A 14,779-nucleotide genomic window follows, 5' to 3' on the forward strand; every position below is an offset into this window, starting at 1 on the left:
GATCATCCGTCCCCGTTGGTCACTGCGTCGAGGACGCCGGGCAGCGCCCGGAGGAACGCGTCCACCTCCGCGTCACCGATGATCAGCGGCGGCATGAGCCGTACGACATCGGGGGCGGGCGCGTTGACCAGGAAGCCGGCATCCTGGGCCGCCCGCTGCACCTCGGCGGCGACGGCCTCGGTGAGCACGATACCCAGCAGCAGGCCCGCGCCACGGACATGGGAGACCAACGGGTGCGCCAGCGCCTCGATTCCGTCCCGCAGCCGCTCACCCAGCCGCTTCACCCGGTCGAGCGCGCCGTCGGCGGCGAGCGTGTCCAGGACGGCGAGTCCGGCCGCGCACGCCACCGGGTTCCCGCCGAAGGTGGTGCCGTGCTGACCGGGCTTCAGGAGGTCGGCGGCCGGGCCGAAGGCGACGGTGGCACCGATGGGCAGACCACCGCCGAGGCCCTTGGCGAGCGTGACGACGTCCGGCTCGACGCCCTCGTGCCGCTGGTACTCGAACCAGCTGCCGGTGCGGCCGACGCCGGTCTGCACCTCGTCCAGGACGAGCAGCGTGCCGGTGGCCGCGGTGATCTCGCGGGCCGCCCGCAGATAGCCCGCGGGCGGCACGACCACGCCGTTCTCGCCCTGGATGGGCTCGATGACCACCAGCGCGGTCTGCTCGGTGACCGCGGCCCGCAGCGCCTCGACGTCCCCGTACGGCACGTGCCTCACGTCGCCGGGCAGCGGCCGGAAGGGCTCCTGCTTCTTCGGCTGGCCGGTGAGGGAGAGCGCGCCCATCGTGCGGCCGTGGAAGCCGCCGTCGGTGGCGACCATGTGCCCGCGCCCGGTCAGCCGCCCGATCTTGAAGGCGCCTTCGTTGGCCTCGGCGCCCGAGTTGCAGAAGAAGACCCGGCCCGGCCGCCCGAAGAGCTCGATCAGCCGCTCGGCGAGCGCCACCGGCGGCTCGGCGATGTACAGGTTGGAGACGTGGCCGAGCGAGGCGATCTGGCGGGACACCGCCTCGACGACGGCCGGGTGGCCGTGGCCGAGCGCGTTGACCGCGATGCCGCCGACGAAGTCGGTGTACTCGGTGCCGTCCTCGGCCCACACCTTGACGCCCGCGCCGCGCACCAGGGCGAGCGGCGGAGTGCCGTAGTTGTCCGTCATGACCTGCTGCCAGCGCTGGGTGAGGCCGCTCATCATTCCCCCTGTCCGTCCGGCACGACCATCGTGCCGATGCCCTCGTCCGTGAAGATCTCCAGCAGGATGGAGTGCTGGACGCGGCCGTCGATCACGCGCGCGGTGGTGACGCCGTTGCGCACGGCGAACAGACAGCCCTCCATCTTGGGGACCATGCCGCTGGAGAGGTCGGGCAGCAGCTTCTCCAGCTGGCTCGCGGTGAGCTTGCTGATGACCTCGTCGCTGTGCGGCCAGTCCTCGTACAGGCCCTCGACGTCGGTCAGGACCATCAGGGTCTCGGCGCCCAGCGCAGCCGCAAGAGCCGCAGCCGCCGTATCAGCATTGACGTTGTAGACATGTCCGTCGTCCTGGGAGCGGGCGATCGAGGAGATGACCGGGATCCGGCCGTCGTCGAGCAGCGCCTCGATGGCGCCGGTGTCGATCGCGGTGATCTCACCGACCCGGCCGATGTCGACGAGCTCGCCGTCGATCTCGGGCCGGTGCTGGGTGGCGGTGATGGTGTGGGCGTCCTCGCCGGTCATGCCGACGGCGAGCGGGCCGTGCTGGTTGAGCAGCCCGACGAGCTCACGCTGGACCTGCCCGGCGAGCACCATCCGTACGACGTCCATGGCCTCCGGTGTGGTGACGCGAAGGCCCGCCTTGAACTCGCTGACCAGGCCGTGCCGGTCGAGCTGGGCGCTGATCTGCGGGCCGCCGCCGTGCACCACGACCGGCTTGAGGCCGGCGTGCCGCAGGAAGACGACGTCCTGGGCGAAGGCGGCCTTGAGCGCCTCGTCGACCATGGCGTTGCCGCCGAACTTGATGACGACGGTCCTGCCGTGGTGACGGGTCAGCCACGGCAGCGCCTCGATGAGGATCTGCGCCTTCGGGAGCGCGGTGTGCTTACGGGTACTCATGAGCTGTACGCGCTGTTCTCGTGGACGTAGTCGGCGGTGAGGTCGTTGGCCCAGATCACGACCGGTTCGGCGGATCCGGCGGCGAGGTCGGCGGTGATCCTCACCTCGCGGTAGCGCATGTCGACGAGGTCGCGGTCCTCGCCGACCGAACCGTTCTTGCAGACCCATACGCCGTTGATGGCGACGTTCAGCCGGTCCGGGTCGAAGGCGGCGCCGGTGGTGCCGATGGCGGAGAGCACCCGGCCCCAGTTGGGGTCCTCGCCGTGGATGGCGCACTTGAGGAGGTTGTTGCGGGCGATGGAGCGCCCGACCTCGACGGCGTCCTCCTCGCTCTCCGCGTTGATGACCTCGATGCGGATGTCCTTGCTGGCGCCCTCGGCGTCGCGGATCAGCTGCTGGCCGAGGTCGTCGCAGACGGCCCGTACGGCCTCGGCGAACTCGGCGTACTCCGGGGCGACTTCGGACGCGCCCGAGGCGAGCAGCAGCACGGTGTCGTTGGTGGACATGCAGCCGTCGGAGTCGACCCGGTCGAAGGTGGTCCGGGTGGCGTCGCGCAGGGCGCGGTCCAGGACGGGCGCCTCCAGGTCGGCGTCGGTGGTGAGGACGACGAGCATGGTGGCGAGGCCGGGGGCGAGCATGCCGGCGCCCTTGGCCATCCCGCCGACGGTCCAGCCGTCCTTGGTGACGACGGCCGTCTTGTGGACGGTGTCGGTGGTCTTGATGGCGATGGCGGCCTTCTCACCGCCGTGCGCGGAGAGCTCGGCGGCGGCCTTCTCGACGCCCGGCAGCAGCTTGTCCATGGGCAGCAGTACGCCGATGAGCCCGGTCGACGCGACGGCGACCTCGCCCGCGCTGTGCCCGTCGAGGACCTCGGCCACCTTCTCCGCGGTGGCGTGGGTGTCCTGGAAGCCCTTGGGGCCCGTACAGGCGTTGGCGCCACCGGAGTTGAGGACGACGGCGGTGACCGCCCCGCCCTTCAGCACCTGCTCCGACCACAGGACGGGAGCGGCCTTGACGCGGTTGGAGGTGAAGACGCCGGCGGCGGCTCGGCGGGGCCCGGTGTTGACCACGAGGGCCAGGTCCGGGTTGCCGTTCTCCTTGATCCCGGCGGCGATGCCCGCCGCCGTGAACCCTTTGGCTGCCGTCACGCTCACGGCGCAACTCCTGTCGTCGTCAGGCCCGTGGTCTCGTCAAGCCCCAGGGCGATGTTCATGCTCTGCACCGCGGCGCCCGCGGTGCCCTTGGTCAGGTTGTCGAGGGCGGCGACCACCACGATCCGTTGGGCGCTCTCGTCGTACGCCACCTGGATCTGGACGGCGTTGGAGCCGTACACGGACGCGGTGGCGGGCCACTGCCCCTCGGGGAGGAGGTGGACGAACGGCTCGTCGGCGAACGCCTTCTGGTACGCCGCCCGTACCGCCTCGGCGCCCACCCCCGGCTTCGCCTTGGCGGAGCAGGTGGCGAGGATGCCGCGTGGCATGGGGGCGAGGGTCGGCGTGAAGGAGACGGTGACGTGCTCCCCGGCGGCCGCGCTCAGGTTCTGGATCATCTCGGGGGTGTGGCGATGGCCGCCGCCCACGCCGTACGCCGACATCGACCCCATCACCTCGCTGCCGAGCAGGTGCGGCTTGGCGGCCTTGCCCGCGCCGGAGGTGCCGGAGGCCGCGACGATCACGGCCTCGGGCTCGGCGATGCCGCTCTCGTACGCGGGGAACAGCGCCAGCGAGACGGCGGTGGGGTAGCAACCGGGGACCGCGATGCGCCTGGACCCCTCCAGCGCGGCGCGGCCGCCCGGCAGTTCGGGCAGCCCGTAGGGCCAGGTCCCGGCGTGCGGCGAACCGTAGAACTTCTCCCAGTCGGCGGCGTCCTTGAGCCGGAAGTCGGCGCCCATGTCGATGACGAGCACCTCGTCGCCGAGCTGCTCGGCGACGGCGGCGGACTGGCCGTGCGGGAGCGCCAGGAACACGACGTCGTGGTCGCGCGCCAGCACCTCGACGGTGGTGGGCTCCAGGACGCGCCCGGCCAGCGGCAGCAGGTGCGGCTGGAGCGCGCCGAGCCGCTGCCCGGCGTTGGTGTTCCCGGTCAGGGCGCCGATCTCGACGTCCGGGTGCGCGATGAGCAGCCGCAGCAGTTCCCCGCCCGCGTACCCACTCGCCCCGGCCACTGCCGCTCGTACCGCCATCGAAGCCTCCTCGTCGATGGCATGACTATACGCAGCTATGCAGTTTTATGCAAAGGTCCTTCCCGGCCGCCGGGCCCGGCCGCGGGTACACCGGTGGAGCTCGGCATGCGCCTGCTGGTCGCGCCGGGCCTCAGGCTGGTGTCTCGTACAGGGCGATGAAGCGGGCGGTCATCGGGTGGCCCTCCGATAGTGGGTGAGGACAGCCGCACCGACCTGTTCGGTTGCCAGGCACTTCAGCTCGGCGTGGGGGCCGTCGGCCGGGAAGAGCCGCCGACCGGTGCCGAGGATGGTGGGGAAGGTCAGCAGCCGGTATTCGTCGACCATGTCCGCGGCCATCAGCCGGTCCACGACGCTCAGGCTCCCGCTGACGACCACGTCCCGCCGCTCACGCTTGACGGCGTCGATCAGGTCGCCGTCGAGGAGCTGGGAGTTCGCCCACACCGATGTGTCGGCGTGGGTCAGGGTGCTGGAGGCGACCAGCTTCGGTACGGCGTTCATCCGCGCGGCGAACGGGTCGTCGCGGCCCGGCCACAGCCGCGAGAACAGCTGCCAGGTGGTGCGCCCGAGCAGCAGCACGCCGTCGTCCAGCGTGCGGCCGAGCCGGAACTTGTCCCCCGCTACCGTCTCCGGGCCGTGCCGGAACGCCCAGCCGCCCAGCGGCGTGCCGTCGGACCCGTCCGGGTCCGACATGATCCCGTCCAGGGTGATGAACTCGATGACGATGACCCTCACGATGAGATCCCTTCGGTCGGTGTTCACCAGTACGTACCGGCCGCACCGCCCGAACTCATCGCTCCCGGCGGAACTCGCCTGCGGGAATCTCGCGCGGCAGCTCGAAGGCGTCGAGGACGCGCGGATCGGCGAACACGACGTTGTGCGCGATGCGGCCGTCGGTGACGGTGAAAACCTGCAGGGTGTGCAGACGGTGCCCGCCGCCGGGCTGCGGCGCGTACGCGACGAGCGCGGGCTGCCCGTTGGCGGTAAGCGCCCGCATGCCCCAGCCCGTGCCACGCATCCCGAACACCCGCTCCATGAACCGTCCGTAGTCCCGGCTGCCCCGGTACCACAGCGGCACCGGCGGCATCTCCAGCACCGCGTCGTCCGCCAGCAGCCGCACCAACGCGGGCACATCCGCCGCCTCGAACGCCTGCATGTACCGCTGGACGACCGCCTGCACCTCGGGATCGTCCGGCTCGGTGACCTCACCGGCGTCGCCCACGACGGCGAGGGCGGCACGGGCGCGCTGCAGCGCGCTGTTGACCGCCGCGACCGTGGTCCCCAACTGCTCGGCGACCTCGGCGGCGCTGAACGCCAGCACCTCGCGCAGCACCAGCACCGCCCGCTGCCGCGCCGGCAGGACCTGCACCGCCGCTACCCACGCGAGCCGCAGCTCGGCCCTGACCTCCACATCGAACCGCGCGTCGGGGAACGGTTCCAGCCAGGGCACATCGAGCGCCGGCACCAGCGGCGCCCCGGGATCGTCGCTCGCCACCCCCAACCCGGATGGCAGCGGACGCCGCCGACGTCCCTCCAGCGCGGTCAGGCACACGTTGGTCGCGATCCGGTACAGCCAGGTCCGCACCGACGCGCGCGCCGGGTCGTACCGGTCGCGGGCCTTCCAGGCACGCAGCAGCGTCTCCTGTGCCAGATCCTCGGCCTCATGGAACGAACCCAGCATCCGGTAGCAGAACGCCACCAGCTCACCCCGGTACCGCTCGAAGTCCACGGGCTCATCATGCCGCACCCCGGTCCTGCGCCCTCCGAGACGGGACTTCAGCGCCGCTCTCAATACCCCGCCGGCCGCACCAGCCCCGTCTCGTACGCGAAGACCGCCGCCTGGGTGCGGTCGCGGAGGGCGAGTTTGACCAGGATGCGGCTGACGTGGGTCTTCACGGTCTGCTCGGCCACCGTGAGGGCGGTGGCGATCTCCGCGTTGGAGAGGCCCTGGGCGATCAGGGAGAGGACTTCCGTCTCGCGTTCGGTCAGGGTGGCGACGCGGTCCTTGAGCGGAGTCCGGGGAGCGCCCGCCGTGCGGGCGAACTCGGCGATCAGACGCTTGGTGACACCGGGCGAGAGCAGGGCGTCCCCGGCGGCCACCACCCGTACCGCATGGGCGAGTTCGGCGGCCGAGGCGTCCTTGAGGAGGAAGCCGGAGGCGCCGGCGCGCAGGGCCTCGTAGACGTACTCGTCCAGGTCGAAGGTGGTCAGGATGAGGACCTTGACCGTGGCGCCGGCCGGGGCGGTGACGCGGCGGGTGGCCTCGATGCCGCCGAGCCCGGGCATGCGGACGTCCATCAGGACGACGTCGGGGGCCAGTTCGGCGACCTTGGCCACGGCGTCGAGGCCGTCGACGGCCTGGCCGACCACCTCGATGCCGGGTTCGGCGTTGAGCAGCACCGTCAGGCCCTGCCGGACCATCATCTGGTCGTCGGCTATCAGGACGCGGATGGTGGTGGTCGTCGTCATCGGGTGTCCTCGGTGGGGTGGTTCGGGACCGCGGGGTCCGTGGGGAGCAGTGCCGTTATCTCGAAACCGCCCTCCGGGGTCCGCCCCGTGGCCAGTTCGCCCCCCAGCATCGCAGTCCGCTCCCGCATCCCGAGCAGGCCGTGGCCGCTGCCCGGGGAGGGCGGGGCGGTGCGGGTGGGCGGGGAGTTGGTGACGCGGACGGTGAGCGCGGAGGGCTGGTAGCCGATCGCCACCCGCACGCCCGCCCCGGGCGCGTGCCGCATCGCGTTGCTCAGAGCCTCCTGGACGATGCGGTACGCGGAGAGGCCGACGCCGGGCGAGAGCGGTCGCGGGGTGCCGGTGGTCGTGGTGGCCACCTCCAGACCGGCACCGCGCACATTGGCGATCAGCTCGCCGAGCCGGTCCAGGGTGGGCTGCGGGGCGTGCCGTACGCCCTCCGCCTCCGGGTCCGCCGAGCGCAGCACGCCCAGGACCCGGCGCAGCTCGGTGAGCGCCTGCACGGCGTTCTCGCGGATGCCCACCAGGTTCTCCCGCAGCTCGTCCGAGGGGTTCGCCACCAGGTGCGGAGCCACCTGGGCCTGGATGGAGATCACCGACATGTGGTGGGCGACCACGTCGTGCAGCTCGCGGGCGATGCGGCCGCGCTCCTCCAGGAGGGTGCGCCGGGCCCGCTCGTCGGCGGTGAGCACCTCCTGCTCGACCAGCCGGGAGCGGGCCACCCGGCTGATGCGCAGCGACGCCCCGATCACCACGGCGGTCCCGAAGGCGATGGCGCCCCGGGTCACGTCCTGGTTGTGGCTCCGGCCCGAGAGAGCCACGTCGAGCAGCCCCGACCCGATGGTGATCGCCAGCGCCGCGGCCGCGACCCGGGGACGGGCCCGCAGCGAGAGCAGCAGCAGCACCAGGGTGTGCAGCGCGATGCCCGCGACGCTCCACGGCCACACCCGGCCCTCGGGAACGGTGGCTCCCACCGACTCCGCCGACACGACGAGCGCGGCAGTGGAGAGCCACCAGGCGGCGACCGGGCGCGAGAGCGCCATGACCACGGCGCCCGCCTGCGCCACCGCGCACACCGCGACGAAGGCCCTGGCCGGGCCCGCCGCGTAGGTGTACTCCACTCCGTTGACGAGCCCCACGCACAGCGCGAACAGCGCCACATGGACGTGCGGCAGCCAGCCGAGCGCCCCCTGGCGCGGCAGCGGGTCGCGCGCCACCGTGAACAGCTCCCCGCGCATCCCGCGCGCCCCCGCCCGTACGGCTTCCACCAGCCGTCCCGCATCCATCCGTGGCACCGGTTCCCCCTCGTTCCCGCAGCTCACCCTAGGCATGCGGCACCGTCGCAGCGCGCTCGGCCCGGTGCGCGCGCACGACCCGGCCGCCGCCGCGGGTGCGCCCGCCGCCCTGCTCGTACGTACGGAACGCCGCCCAGCACACCAGCAGGGCCCCGGCGAACACCGGCAGCCAGGCCGACCGGGCGAGCAACCAGCCCGCGCCGTCGGGCACGGTGTGCAGGCCGGGCAGCGGGCGGCCCGCCAGCAGCCCGGTCGCGGTGACCGCGATCATCGCGGTCTGGTGCCAGAGGAAGACGGTCATCGCGTACAGGTTGAGCAGGGCCACCGCCGCCCAGGCCGCCGGGCGGGCCAGGACCCGCCGCAGCGGGCCGAGCAGCAGCAGCGCCGCGCCGCACTGGGCGAGGCCGAAGGTGACGGCCGCGAGGGTGGGCGGGTTCAGATTGGAGACGGCCGCTCCCGGCACGCCGACCATGGACGCCGGGTAGCCCGCGACGAGCACCAGCCCGGCGGTGGCGGCGGCGCCCCCGGTCAGCAGCACCCAGCCCGCGGCGCGGGACGTCAGACGGCCGCGCGCCCGCCGCGCGCCCAGGCAGTACGGGACCATCCAGCCCGCCGCCACGTTGATCCAGCCGAGCGCGGCGGGCCCGTCGAGGCCGAAGCGGAACAGGTCGACGTAGAGCACGACGGCCAGCGGCCACAGCGGGTGCATCCGGGCGAGCAGCGGCGTCGCCGCCGTCAGCGCGGTGAAGACGAGCAGGAACCAGAGCGGCGACAGGACCAGCTTGACCAGCGCGTGCACGGTGTCGAAGCCGGCCCCGGCGGCGAACAGCGCGGCCGCGGCCACCGTCCACACCACGAGGACGGCCGCGACCGGCCGGAAGAGGCGGGCGAGGCGGGCGCGCAGCCACTGCCCGTACGTGGCGCCCCGGGCGCGGGCCGAGGCGTGGCCGCCCGCCGCCACCTGCCCGCCGACGAAGAAGAACACCGCCAGGGTCTGGAACGTCCAGGAGACCGGGGCCAGTTCGGGCATGTGCTGGAGGGGGCTGACGGCACGCAGGGTGCCGCTGTCCACGACCAGCGCGGTGACCAGCCAGTGGCCGAGCACCACGCCGAGGATGGCGAAGGCCCGCAGGGCGTCCACGGCCCGGTCGCGGTCGGGCGGGGTGGCGGCGTCGATGCGCCGGACGAGCTCACGCATGGCGGCGCTCCTCGGTGGGGGTCTGGCCGGAGGCGATCAGGGCGATGTTGCGCAGAGGGACGGAGCCGGGCTTGAGGTAGTCGCTGTGCCCGCCGTGGCCCGCGTCGAAGACCCGCGCCCCGAACAACTCCGACACCGGGTCGGTTCCGAACCCGACGGTGCCGACCAGGAGCGGAAGCCGCAGATGGGGGACGTCGGCGATCCAGTCGCCCGAGGCGCGGCCCGCCCAGACGGCGGCTCGGGTGTGCAGCCGGCCGACGTCATGGGCGCCGGTGCCGGGGCTGCCGTAGAGCACCAGGGTGTCGGCGCGCAGCCGGGGCGCGGCCCGAGCGCAGACGACGGAGCCGTAGGAGTGGCAGAGCACCGACATCCGGGCGCCGGGCCTGGCCGCACCCAACTCCCGTACGAAGGCGTCGAGTCGGGGCGCCGCACGGTCGGCCCGGCCCGTGGTCAGGGACCCGGCGCTGCCGGTGGGCGGGGTCGGGTAGCCGAGCCAGGCGACCACGGCGGACCGGGAGCCCATCTCCCGCTGGAGGGCTTCGGCCCCGGCCCGAAAGCGCCCGTACTTGTCGAGGCTGGTGTCCGCGCCCGGCACCAGGACGGCGATCCGGTCGGCGTGCGCGAGGTCGCCGACGGCCTCGGCGGTGCGGCCGCCGTCGCGGCCGTCGAAGGAGAGGAAGTGGCGTTCGGGCGCGGCCATGGCCCGTAGCGCGGCGGCCCGTCGGCGGTCACCGTGGCCGGTGGCCATGCGCTCGGCGGCCCGGATGCCGTCGCGGGCGGCGCGGTAGCGGGCGTCGAGCGCGGCGGGGGTCGCGGCGGTCAGCGGGACGAGGGCGGCCGGGGCGGGAGCCGGTACGGCCGCGGGGCGCACCGCGCCCGCCAGCGGCACCGCCACCGAGGCGACGACGAGTGCGGCGAGCAGGGTGCGGAGCGCGCGGCCGCTGCCGCTGGGGCGGATCGCCATGGGTGAGGGTCCTTCCGTACCGGATGTCGCACGTCGGCCCGGGTCACGGCCTGTGTGCTCGCGGTACCGAAAGCTATGGATCAAGGCCCGTCGCCCGCGTCCCGCCGGGGAGGGCATCTCGCGCGTAGTCCTGAAGTACTACGAGTAGGGGCGCGGGTCGCCGAACTGCCCTGCGGCGACGGTGAGATCCTTCGTCGGGAGGACGAGGAAGACCCGGAGGACCAGAAGGACCAGGAGAAGGACCAGGAGGAGCTTTCGTGGGTGAGAACAAACAGCTCATGCTGGCCGGTGAGTGGTATCTGCCCGACGACCCCGAGCTGAGCGCGGACACCGAGCGCCGGATCGCCCGGTGCGCCGCCTACAACGCGGCGGGCGGGGCGCCGCCCGCCGAACGGCACAAGCTGCTGGCCGAGTTGCTGGGCGAGGTCGACGAGAGCGTCCGGGTGCGACCGCCGTTCCACTGCGACTTCGGGTACAACATCAGCATCGGCGCCGGTACGTTCGTGAACTTCGGCGCGGTGTTCCTGGACACCGGGCGGATCACCGTCGGCCGGGACGTACAGATCGGGCCGAACATCCAACTCCTCACCCCTACCCACGAGTTGGACACCGAGCGCAGGCGTCAGGGGTGGGAGAAGGCGGAGCCGGTGACGATCGGGGACAACGTGTGGCTCGGCGGCGGGGTGATCGTCTGCCCCGGGGTGAGCATCGGCGCGAACACGGTGGTCGGCGCGGGGGCGGTGGTCACCAGGGACCTGCCCGCCGGGGTGCTGGCCGTCGGCAACCCGGCGCGGGTGATCCGCGAGCTGGGCTAGGGCCTGTCCGGCGGGTCCGGCCGCCCTCGGTGCGGAGTGCGTTTTCGGTGGATCTGGCCGCCCTCGGTGCGGGTGGCGGTTTCGGGGGCGGCGGCAGGCCCCGGAACCGCTATCCCGCCAGGCTCAGCAGGCTCAGGTGCCAGCGGTGGGCGCCGCCGGTCAGTGTCACCGTCGAGAGCGGCCGCACGTCGACGTTCCAGTACGCCGACGGCGGCGCCTTCAGGGCGTACACCAGCGCCGCCCGTACGACCGCGGGTTCGGCCACCGCGACCATCGCGCCGTCCTCGGCGGGCCGGGTGTCCAGCCAGCCCCCTATCCGGGCGATAAAGCCGAGCAGCGGCTCGCCGCCGTGCGGGGCCGCGCGCGGGTCCGCCAGCCAGGCGTCGACCGCCTCGGGCTCGCGGGCCGCGACCTCGGCCAGGGTGTGGCCGCGCCAGCGGCCCATGTCGCAGTCGCGCAGGGCGGGCTGGGCCATCGGCGCGTAGCCGAGGGCCTCGCCGGTGGCCCGGCTGCGCGCGGTCGGCGAGCAGTAGCGCAGCTCGGCCGCGCCGAGGGGCACCAGGGCGGGCGCGGCGAGCGCGACCTCGTACCGGCCCGCGCCGTCGAGCGGGCGGTCGTCGTCGAAGCGTTCGGCCAGCAGCGCCGAGCAGCGCGCCGCCGCGACCAGCGTCAGCCGGACAGTCATGGCCGAGATCGTGCGACCGAACGGGCGTTTGGTCAAGAGGTCGGGTCGGCGGCGGCCCGGGCGCCGGCCGCGGCCGGCCGAGAGGCCTGGGGCTCGCACCGCCCCGCGGCCGGCCGAGCCGCCTGGGCCGGCACCGCCGACGGCTGGTCGAGCCGCCGCAGCCGACACCGCCTGCGGCTGGTCGAGAGGCCGGGGCCAGCACCGCCCAGTGCCGGCCGAGCCGCCTGGGCCAGCACCGCCCACGGCCGGCCGAGCCGCCTGGGCCAGCACCGCCCACGGCTGGCCGAGAGGCCCAGGCCGACGGCGGTCCCGGCGCCCGCTCACACCGCTCCCCCCGCGCCCACCTCCTCGTACGCCGTGCGCAGTCGCCGTACCCCCTCCTCGATCTCGGACCGGCCCGCCACGCCCGCGAAGCACAGCCTCAGGTGGGCGGCGGGGGGTTCGGCGCTGAAGTAGGGGCGGCCGGGGGCGACGGCGACGCCGGAGCGCAGGGCCGCGGCGGCGACCGCGTCCTCGGGCGTGCCGTCGGGCAGGCGCAGCCAGAGGTGGTAGCCGCCGGAGGGCAGGTGCGGCACGTCCAGCTCGGGGAGGTGGGCCGCCAGGGTCGCCGCCATGGCCTGCCGGCGGTCGCCCAGCTCCTGCGACACGGACCGCAGATGGCGGGGCCAGGCCGGGGAGCCGACCAGTTCCAGGGCCGCCTCCTGGAGCGGGCGCGGCACGAAGAAGCTGTCGACGACCTGGATCGCGCGCAGCCGTTCCAGGACCGGGCCGCGGGCGGCGAGCGCGCCGACGCGCAGGCTGGGCGAGGCCACCTTGGTGAGCGAGCGGACATGGACGACCACGCCGTCCGGGTCGTCGGCGGCGAGCGGCGCGGGCAGCGGGCCCGCGTCCGCGTGGGCGAGCAGCCGCGCGAAGTCGTCCTCGATGACGAACGCCCCGAACTCCCGTGCCACCGCGCACACTTCGGCGCGCCGGGCCGGGGAGAGCACCGCGCCCGTCGGGTTCTGGAAGAGCGGCTGGCTGACCAGGACGCGGGCGCCGGTGGCCCGGAAGGCGGCCGCGAGCAGGTCGGGGCGCACCCCGTCGGTGTCGACCGGGACCGGCACCGGCCGCAGCCCCGAGGCGCGGGCCACCGCGAGCATGCCGGGATAGGTGGGCGACTCCACCAGGACCGGCGCGCCCGGCGCCGCCAGCGCCCGCAGCGCCGTGGTGAGCGCGGACTGGCCCCCGGCGCAGATCAGCACCTCGGCGGCGGTGACCGTGCCGCCGATCTCGCGCGCGAACCAATCGCGCAGTTCGGTCAGCCCGTCGGTGGGCGGCCGCCCCCAGGCGCCCGGGCGGCGCCCGGCGCGGGCGAGGGCGGCGGCCATCGCGCGCTCGGGCTGGAGGGCGGGGGCGAGGTAGCCGCCGTTGAACTCGATCACTCCGGGTGGTGGCGCGGCGAGGGTGGCCAGGACCCCGGAGGCGTCGACCGCGCGCGGCACCGCGTCGGTGGCGCCGTCGGCGCTGAGCGAGACCTCCTGCCAGGAGGTGTCGCCGGCGCCGGACGCGGACGCACGGGGCTCGGCGCGGAAGACCCCGGAGCCGGGCCGGGTGACGACGAGGCCCTCGGCGGCGAGTCTGGCGAGCGCCCGCGAGACGGTCACCGGGGAGACCCGGTGCCTCTCGACCAGGGCCCGGCTCGACGGCAGCTTTCCACCTACGGAGTAGCGGTCGAGTTCGCTCTTGAGGATGGTCGCCAGCTCGGCCACACTGCTACGCTCTTGCATGACAGCACAGGATAGCGCTACTGCCCGGACAACGATAGCGGTCGGGGGCCCTTCGGTCCGCACCGCAGCCGCCCGGAACACGCCCGCGGCCCGGGCCACAGGCAGAACCGCGGACAGGACGGCGAACAGGGCCGCACCCGCCGCCTCGCGACAGGGCGCGCTCCTCGCCGGGCTCGGCGTCGTCAGCTTCTCGCTGACCTTCCCGGCCACCGCCTGGGGCCTGGAGAGCTTCGGCCCGTGGTCGCTCGTGGCCGTCCGCAGCCTGCTCGCCGGGCTCATCGCCGTTGCCTTCCTGCTGGTGGGCCGGGTGCCGCTGCCCGAGCGGCGGCACTGGGCCGGGCTCGCGGTGGTCGCGGGCGGGACCGTGGTCGGCTTCCCGCTCCTGACCACGCTCGCCCTGCAGACCTCGACGACCTCGCACGCGGCGGTCGTCGTGGGCCTGCTCCCGCTGACCACCGCCGCGCTCTCCGCGCTGCGGACCGGCCGCCGCCCCTCCCGCGCCTTCTGGGCGGCCGCGCTGGCCGGAGCCGGGGTGGTGGTCGCCTTCACCGTGCAGCAGAGCGGCGGCGCCCTCTCCACCGGCGACCTGTTCCTCTTCGGGGCGCTGCTGGTGTGCGCCGCCGGATACACCGAGGGCGGACGCCTCGCCCGGGTGATGCCGGGGTGGCAGGTGATCGGCTGGGCGCTGATCCTGACGCTGCCGCTCGCCGTCCTCGGCTCGGCGGTCGCGCTCGCCGCCGAGCCGGTCCATCTGAACGCGCACGGCGTCCTCGGCGTGCTGTGGGTGGCGGCCGGGTCGCAGTTCTTCGGGCTGTACGTCTGGTACCGCGGCATGGCCGCCATCGGCGTGCCCCGGGCCAGCCAGCTCCAGCTGGCGCAGCCGCTGCTGACGCTGGTCTGGGCGGTCCTGCTGCTCGGCGAGCACCTCTCCCCCGCCGCCCCGCTGGCCGCCGCGGGCGTGCTGGTCTGTATCGCGGTGACGCAGCGCGCGGCGGCCTGAAACCGCCGGGCGGCGCCACGCATGGCTCATCCGCACGGGCTCGACTCGGCCCGCCCGCCCTAACATGAGCACATGCGAGCGAGTGTGGGCGACCGGCTGCTGGTCCATGGCAGAACCGTCGGACAGCACGACCGGAGCGCGGAAGTCATCGAGGTGCTGGGGCCCGACGGGACCCCGCCGTACCGGGTGCGGTTCGAGGACGGGCACGAGACCCTGATGTCCCCGGGGCCCGACACCGTCGTCAGGCACCTGGCGCAGGAGTAGGCGGCGCGTCACCTGGCGCAGGAGCAGACGGCGCGGTCACCTGGCGCAGGAGTAGGCGGCGCGG

General features: G+C 74.1%; 15 protein-coding genes. 3 read left to right on the forward strand and 12 right to left on the reverse strand.

Features of this window, described 5'->3' with window-relative positions; all coding sequences use genetic code 11:
• Nucleotides 1–2: 2 nt before the first annotated feature.
• The 10 genes from AB0G17_RS03130 to AB0G17_RS03175 all read right to left on the reverse strand — a co-directional run bounded on the left by AB0G17_RS03130 (nucleotide 3) and on the right by AB0G17_RS03175 (nucleotide 10,182).
• Complete coding sequence (locus tag AB0G17_RS03130; RefSeq protein ID WP_361374889.1) at nucleotides 3–1,184, reverse strand: acetylornithine transaminase; 1,182 nt, start codon at nucleotides 1,182–1,184, stop codon at nucleotides 3–5.
• The gene (gene argB / locus AB0G17_RS03135; RefSeq protein ID WP_361374891.1) at nucleotides 1,184–2,080 is read right to left on the reverse strand and encodes an acetylglutamate kinase; all 897 of its coding nucleotides are present in this window, start codon (nucleotides 2,078–2,080) and stop codon (nucleotides 1,184–1,186) included. Before argB ends, AB0G17_RS03130 begins: the two co-directional genes overlap by 1 nt.
• A complete protein-coding gene (gene argJ, locus AB0G17_RS03140) occupies nucleotides 2,077–3,234 on the reverse strand; it encodes a bifunctional glutamate N-acetyltransferase/amino-acid acetyltransferase ArgJ (RefSeq protein ID WP_361374893.1) in 1,158 nt (385 codons plus the stop codon). Before argJ ends, argB begins: the two co-directional genes overlap by 4 nt.
• Nucleotides 3,231–4,262 carry an N-acetyl-gamma-glutamyl-phosphate reductase gene (gene argC, locus AB0G17_RS03145; protein WP_361374895.1) on the reverse strand — a complete coding sequence of 344 codons (1,032 nt, stop codon included), beginning with the start codon at nucleotides 4,260–4,262 and terminating at the stop codon, nucleotides 3,231–3,233. The genes argJ and argC overlap by 4 nt, the downstream gene beginning before the upstream one ends.
• 168 nt (nucleotides 4,263–4,430) lie before the next feature.
• Nucleotides 4,431–4,994 (reverse strand): dihydrofolate reductase family protein, encoded by a 564-nt coding sequence (locus tag AB0G17_RS03150; protein WP_361374897.1) that lies wholly within the window; start codon nucleotides 4,992–4,994, stop codon nucleotides 4,431–4,433.
• A gap of 55 nt (nucleotides 4,995–5,049) precedes the next feature.
• On the reverse strand, nucleotides 5,050–6,006 hold the full coding sequence (locus AB0G17_RS03155; RefSeq protein ID WP_361374899.1) for an RNA polymerase subunit sigma-70: 957 nt from the start codon (nucleotides 6,004–6,006) through the stop codon (nucleotides 5,050–5,052).
• A 41-nt stretch (nucleotides 6,007–6,047) separates the two neighbouring features.
• Nucleotides 6,048–6,728, reverse strand: coding sequence for a response regulator transcription factor (locus AB0G17_RS03160; protein ID WP_361374901.1), 681 nt, complete (start codon nucleotides 6,726–6,728; stop codon nucleotides 6,048–6,050).
• Complete coding sequence (locus AB0G17_RS03165) at nucleotides 6,725–8,011, reverse strand: sensor histidine kinase (protein WP_361375328.1); 1,287 nt, start codon at nucleotides 8,009–8,011, stop codon at nucleotides 6,725–6,727. The genes AB0G17_RS03160 and AB0G17_RS03165 overlap by 4 nt, the downstream gene beginning before the upstream one ends.
• A gap of 37 nt (nucleotides 8,012–8,048) precedes the next feature.
• The gene (locus tag AB0G17_RS03170) at nucleotides 8,049–9,218 is read right to left on the reverse strand and encodes an acyltransferase (RefSeq protein ID WP_361374903.1); all 1,170 of its coding nucleotides are present in this window, start codon (nucleotides 9,216–9,218) and stop codon (nucleotides 8,049–8,051) included.
• Nucleotides 9,211–10,182, reverse strand: coding sequence for an alpha/beta hydrolase (locus tag AB0G17_RS03175; RefSeq protein WP_361374905.1), 972 nt, complete (start codon nucleotides 10,180–10,182; stop codon nucleotides 9,211–9,213). Before AB0G17_RS03175 ends, AB0G17_RS03170 begins: the two co-directional genes overlap by 8 nt.
• A gap of 257 nt (nucleotides 10,183–10,439) precedes the next feature.
• On the opposite strand from AB0G17_RS03175, the gene AB0G17_RS03180 reads away from it, so the two are divergent.
• Nucleotides 10,440–10,997, forward strand: coding sequence for a sugar O-acetyltransferase (locus AB0G17_RS03180; RefSeq protein WP_361374907.1), 558 nt, complete (start codon nucleotides 10,440–10,442; stop codon nucleotides 10,995–10,997).
• A 109-nt stretch (nucleotides 10,998–11,106) separates the two neighbouring features.
• Here the strand turns inward: AB0G17_RS03180 and AB0G17_RS03185 are convergent, their stop codons facing one another.
• Nucleotides 11,107–11,682: a histidine phosphatase family protein gene (locus tag AB0G17_RS03185; protein ID WP_361374909.1), complete on the reverse strand. Its 576-nt coding sequence runs from the start codon at nucleotides 11,680–11,682 to the stop codon at nucleotides 11,107–11,109.
• A gap of 320 nt (nucleotides 11,683–12,002) precedes the next feature.
• Nucleotides 12,003–13,451 carry a PLP-dependent aminotransferase family protein gene (locus tag AB0G17_RS03190; RefSeq protein WP_361374911.1) on the reverse strand — a complete coding sequence of 483 codons (1,449 nt, stop codon included), beginning with the start codon at nucleotides 13,449–13,451 and terminating at the stop codon, nucleotides 12,003–12,005.
• Here AB0G17_RS03190 and AB0G17_RS03195 point away from each other — a divergent pair.
• Together AB0G17_RS03195 and AB0G17_RS03200 are read left to right on the forward strand one after the other, a co-directional pair.
• The gene (locus AB0G17_RS03195) at nucleotides 13,450–14,451 is read left to right on the forward strand and encodes a DMT family transporter (protein WP_361374913.1); all 1,002 of its coding nucleotides are present in this window, start codon (nucleotides 13,450–13,452) and stop codon (nucleotides 14,449–14,451) included. The genes AB0G17_RS03190 and AB0G17_RS03195 overlap by 2 nt on opposite strands.
• A gap of 72 nt (nucleotides 14,452–14,523) precedes the next feature.
• Complete coding sequence (locus AB0G17_RS03200; RefSeq protein ID WP_361374915.1) at nucleotides 14,524–14,715, forward strand: DUF1918 domain-containing protein; 192 nt, start codon at nucleotides 14,524–14,526, stop codon at nucleotides 14,713–14,715.
• The last annotated feature ends 64 nt before the right edge of the window (nucleotides 14,716–14,779 follow it).

Source organism: Streptomyces sp. NPDC023838, from assembly GCF_040639555.1.
Lineage (GTDB): Bacteria > Actinomycetota > Actinomycetes > Streptomycetales > Streptomycetaceae > Streptomyces.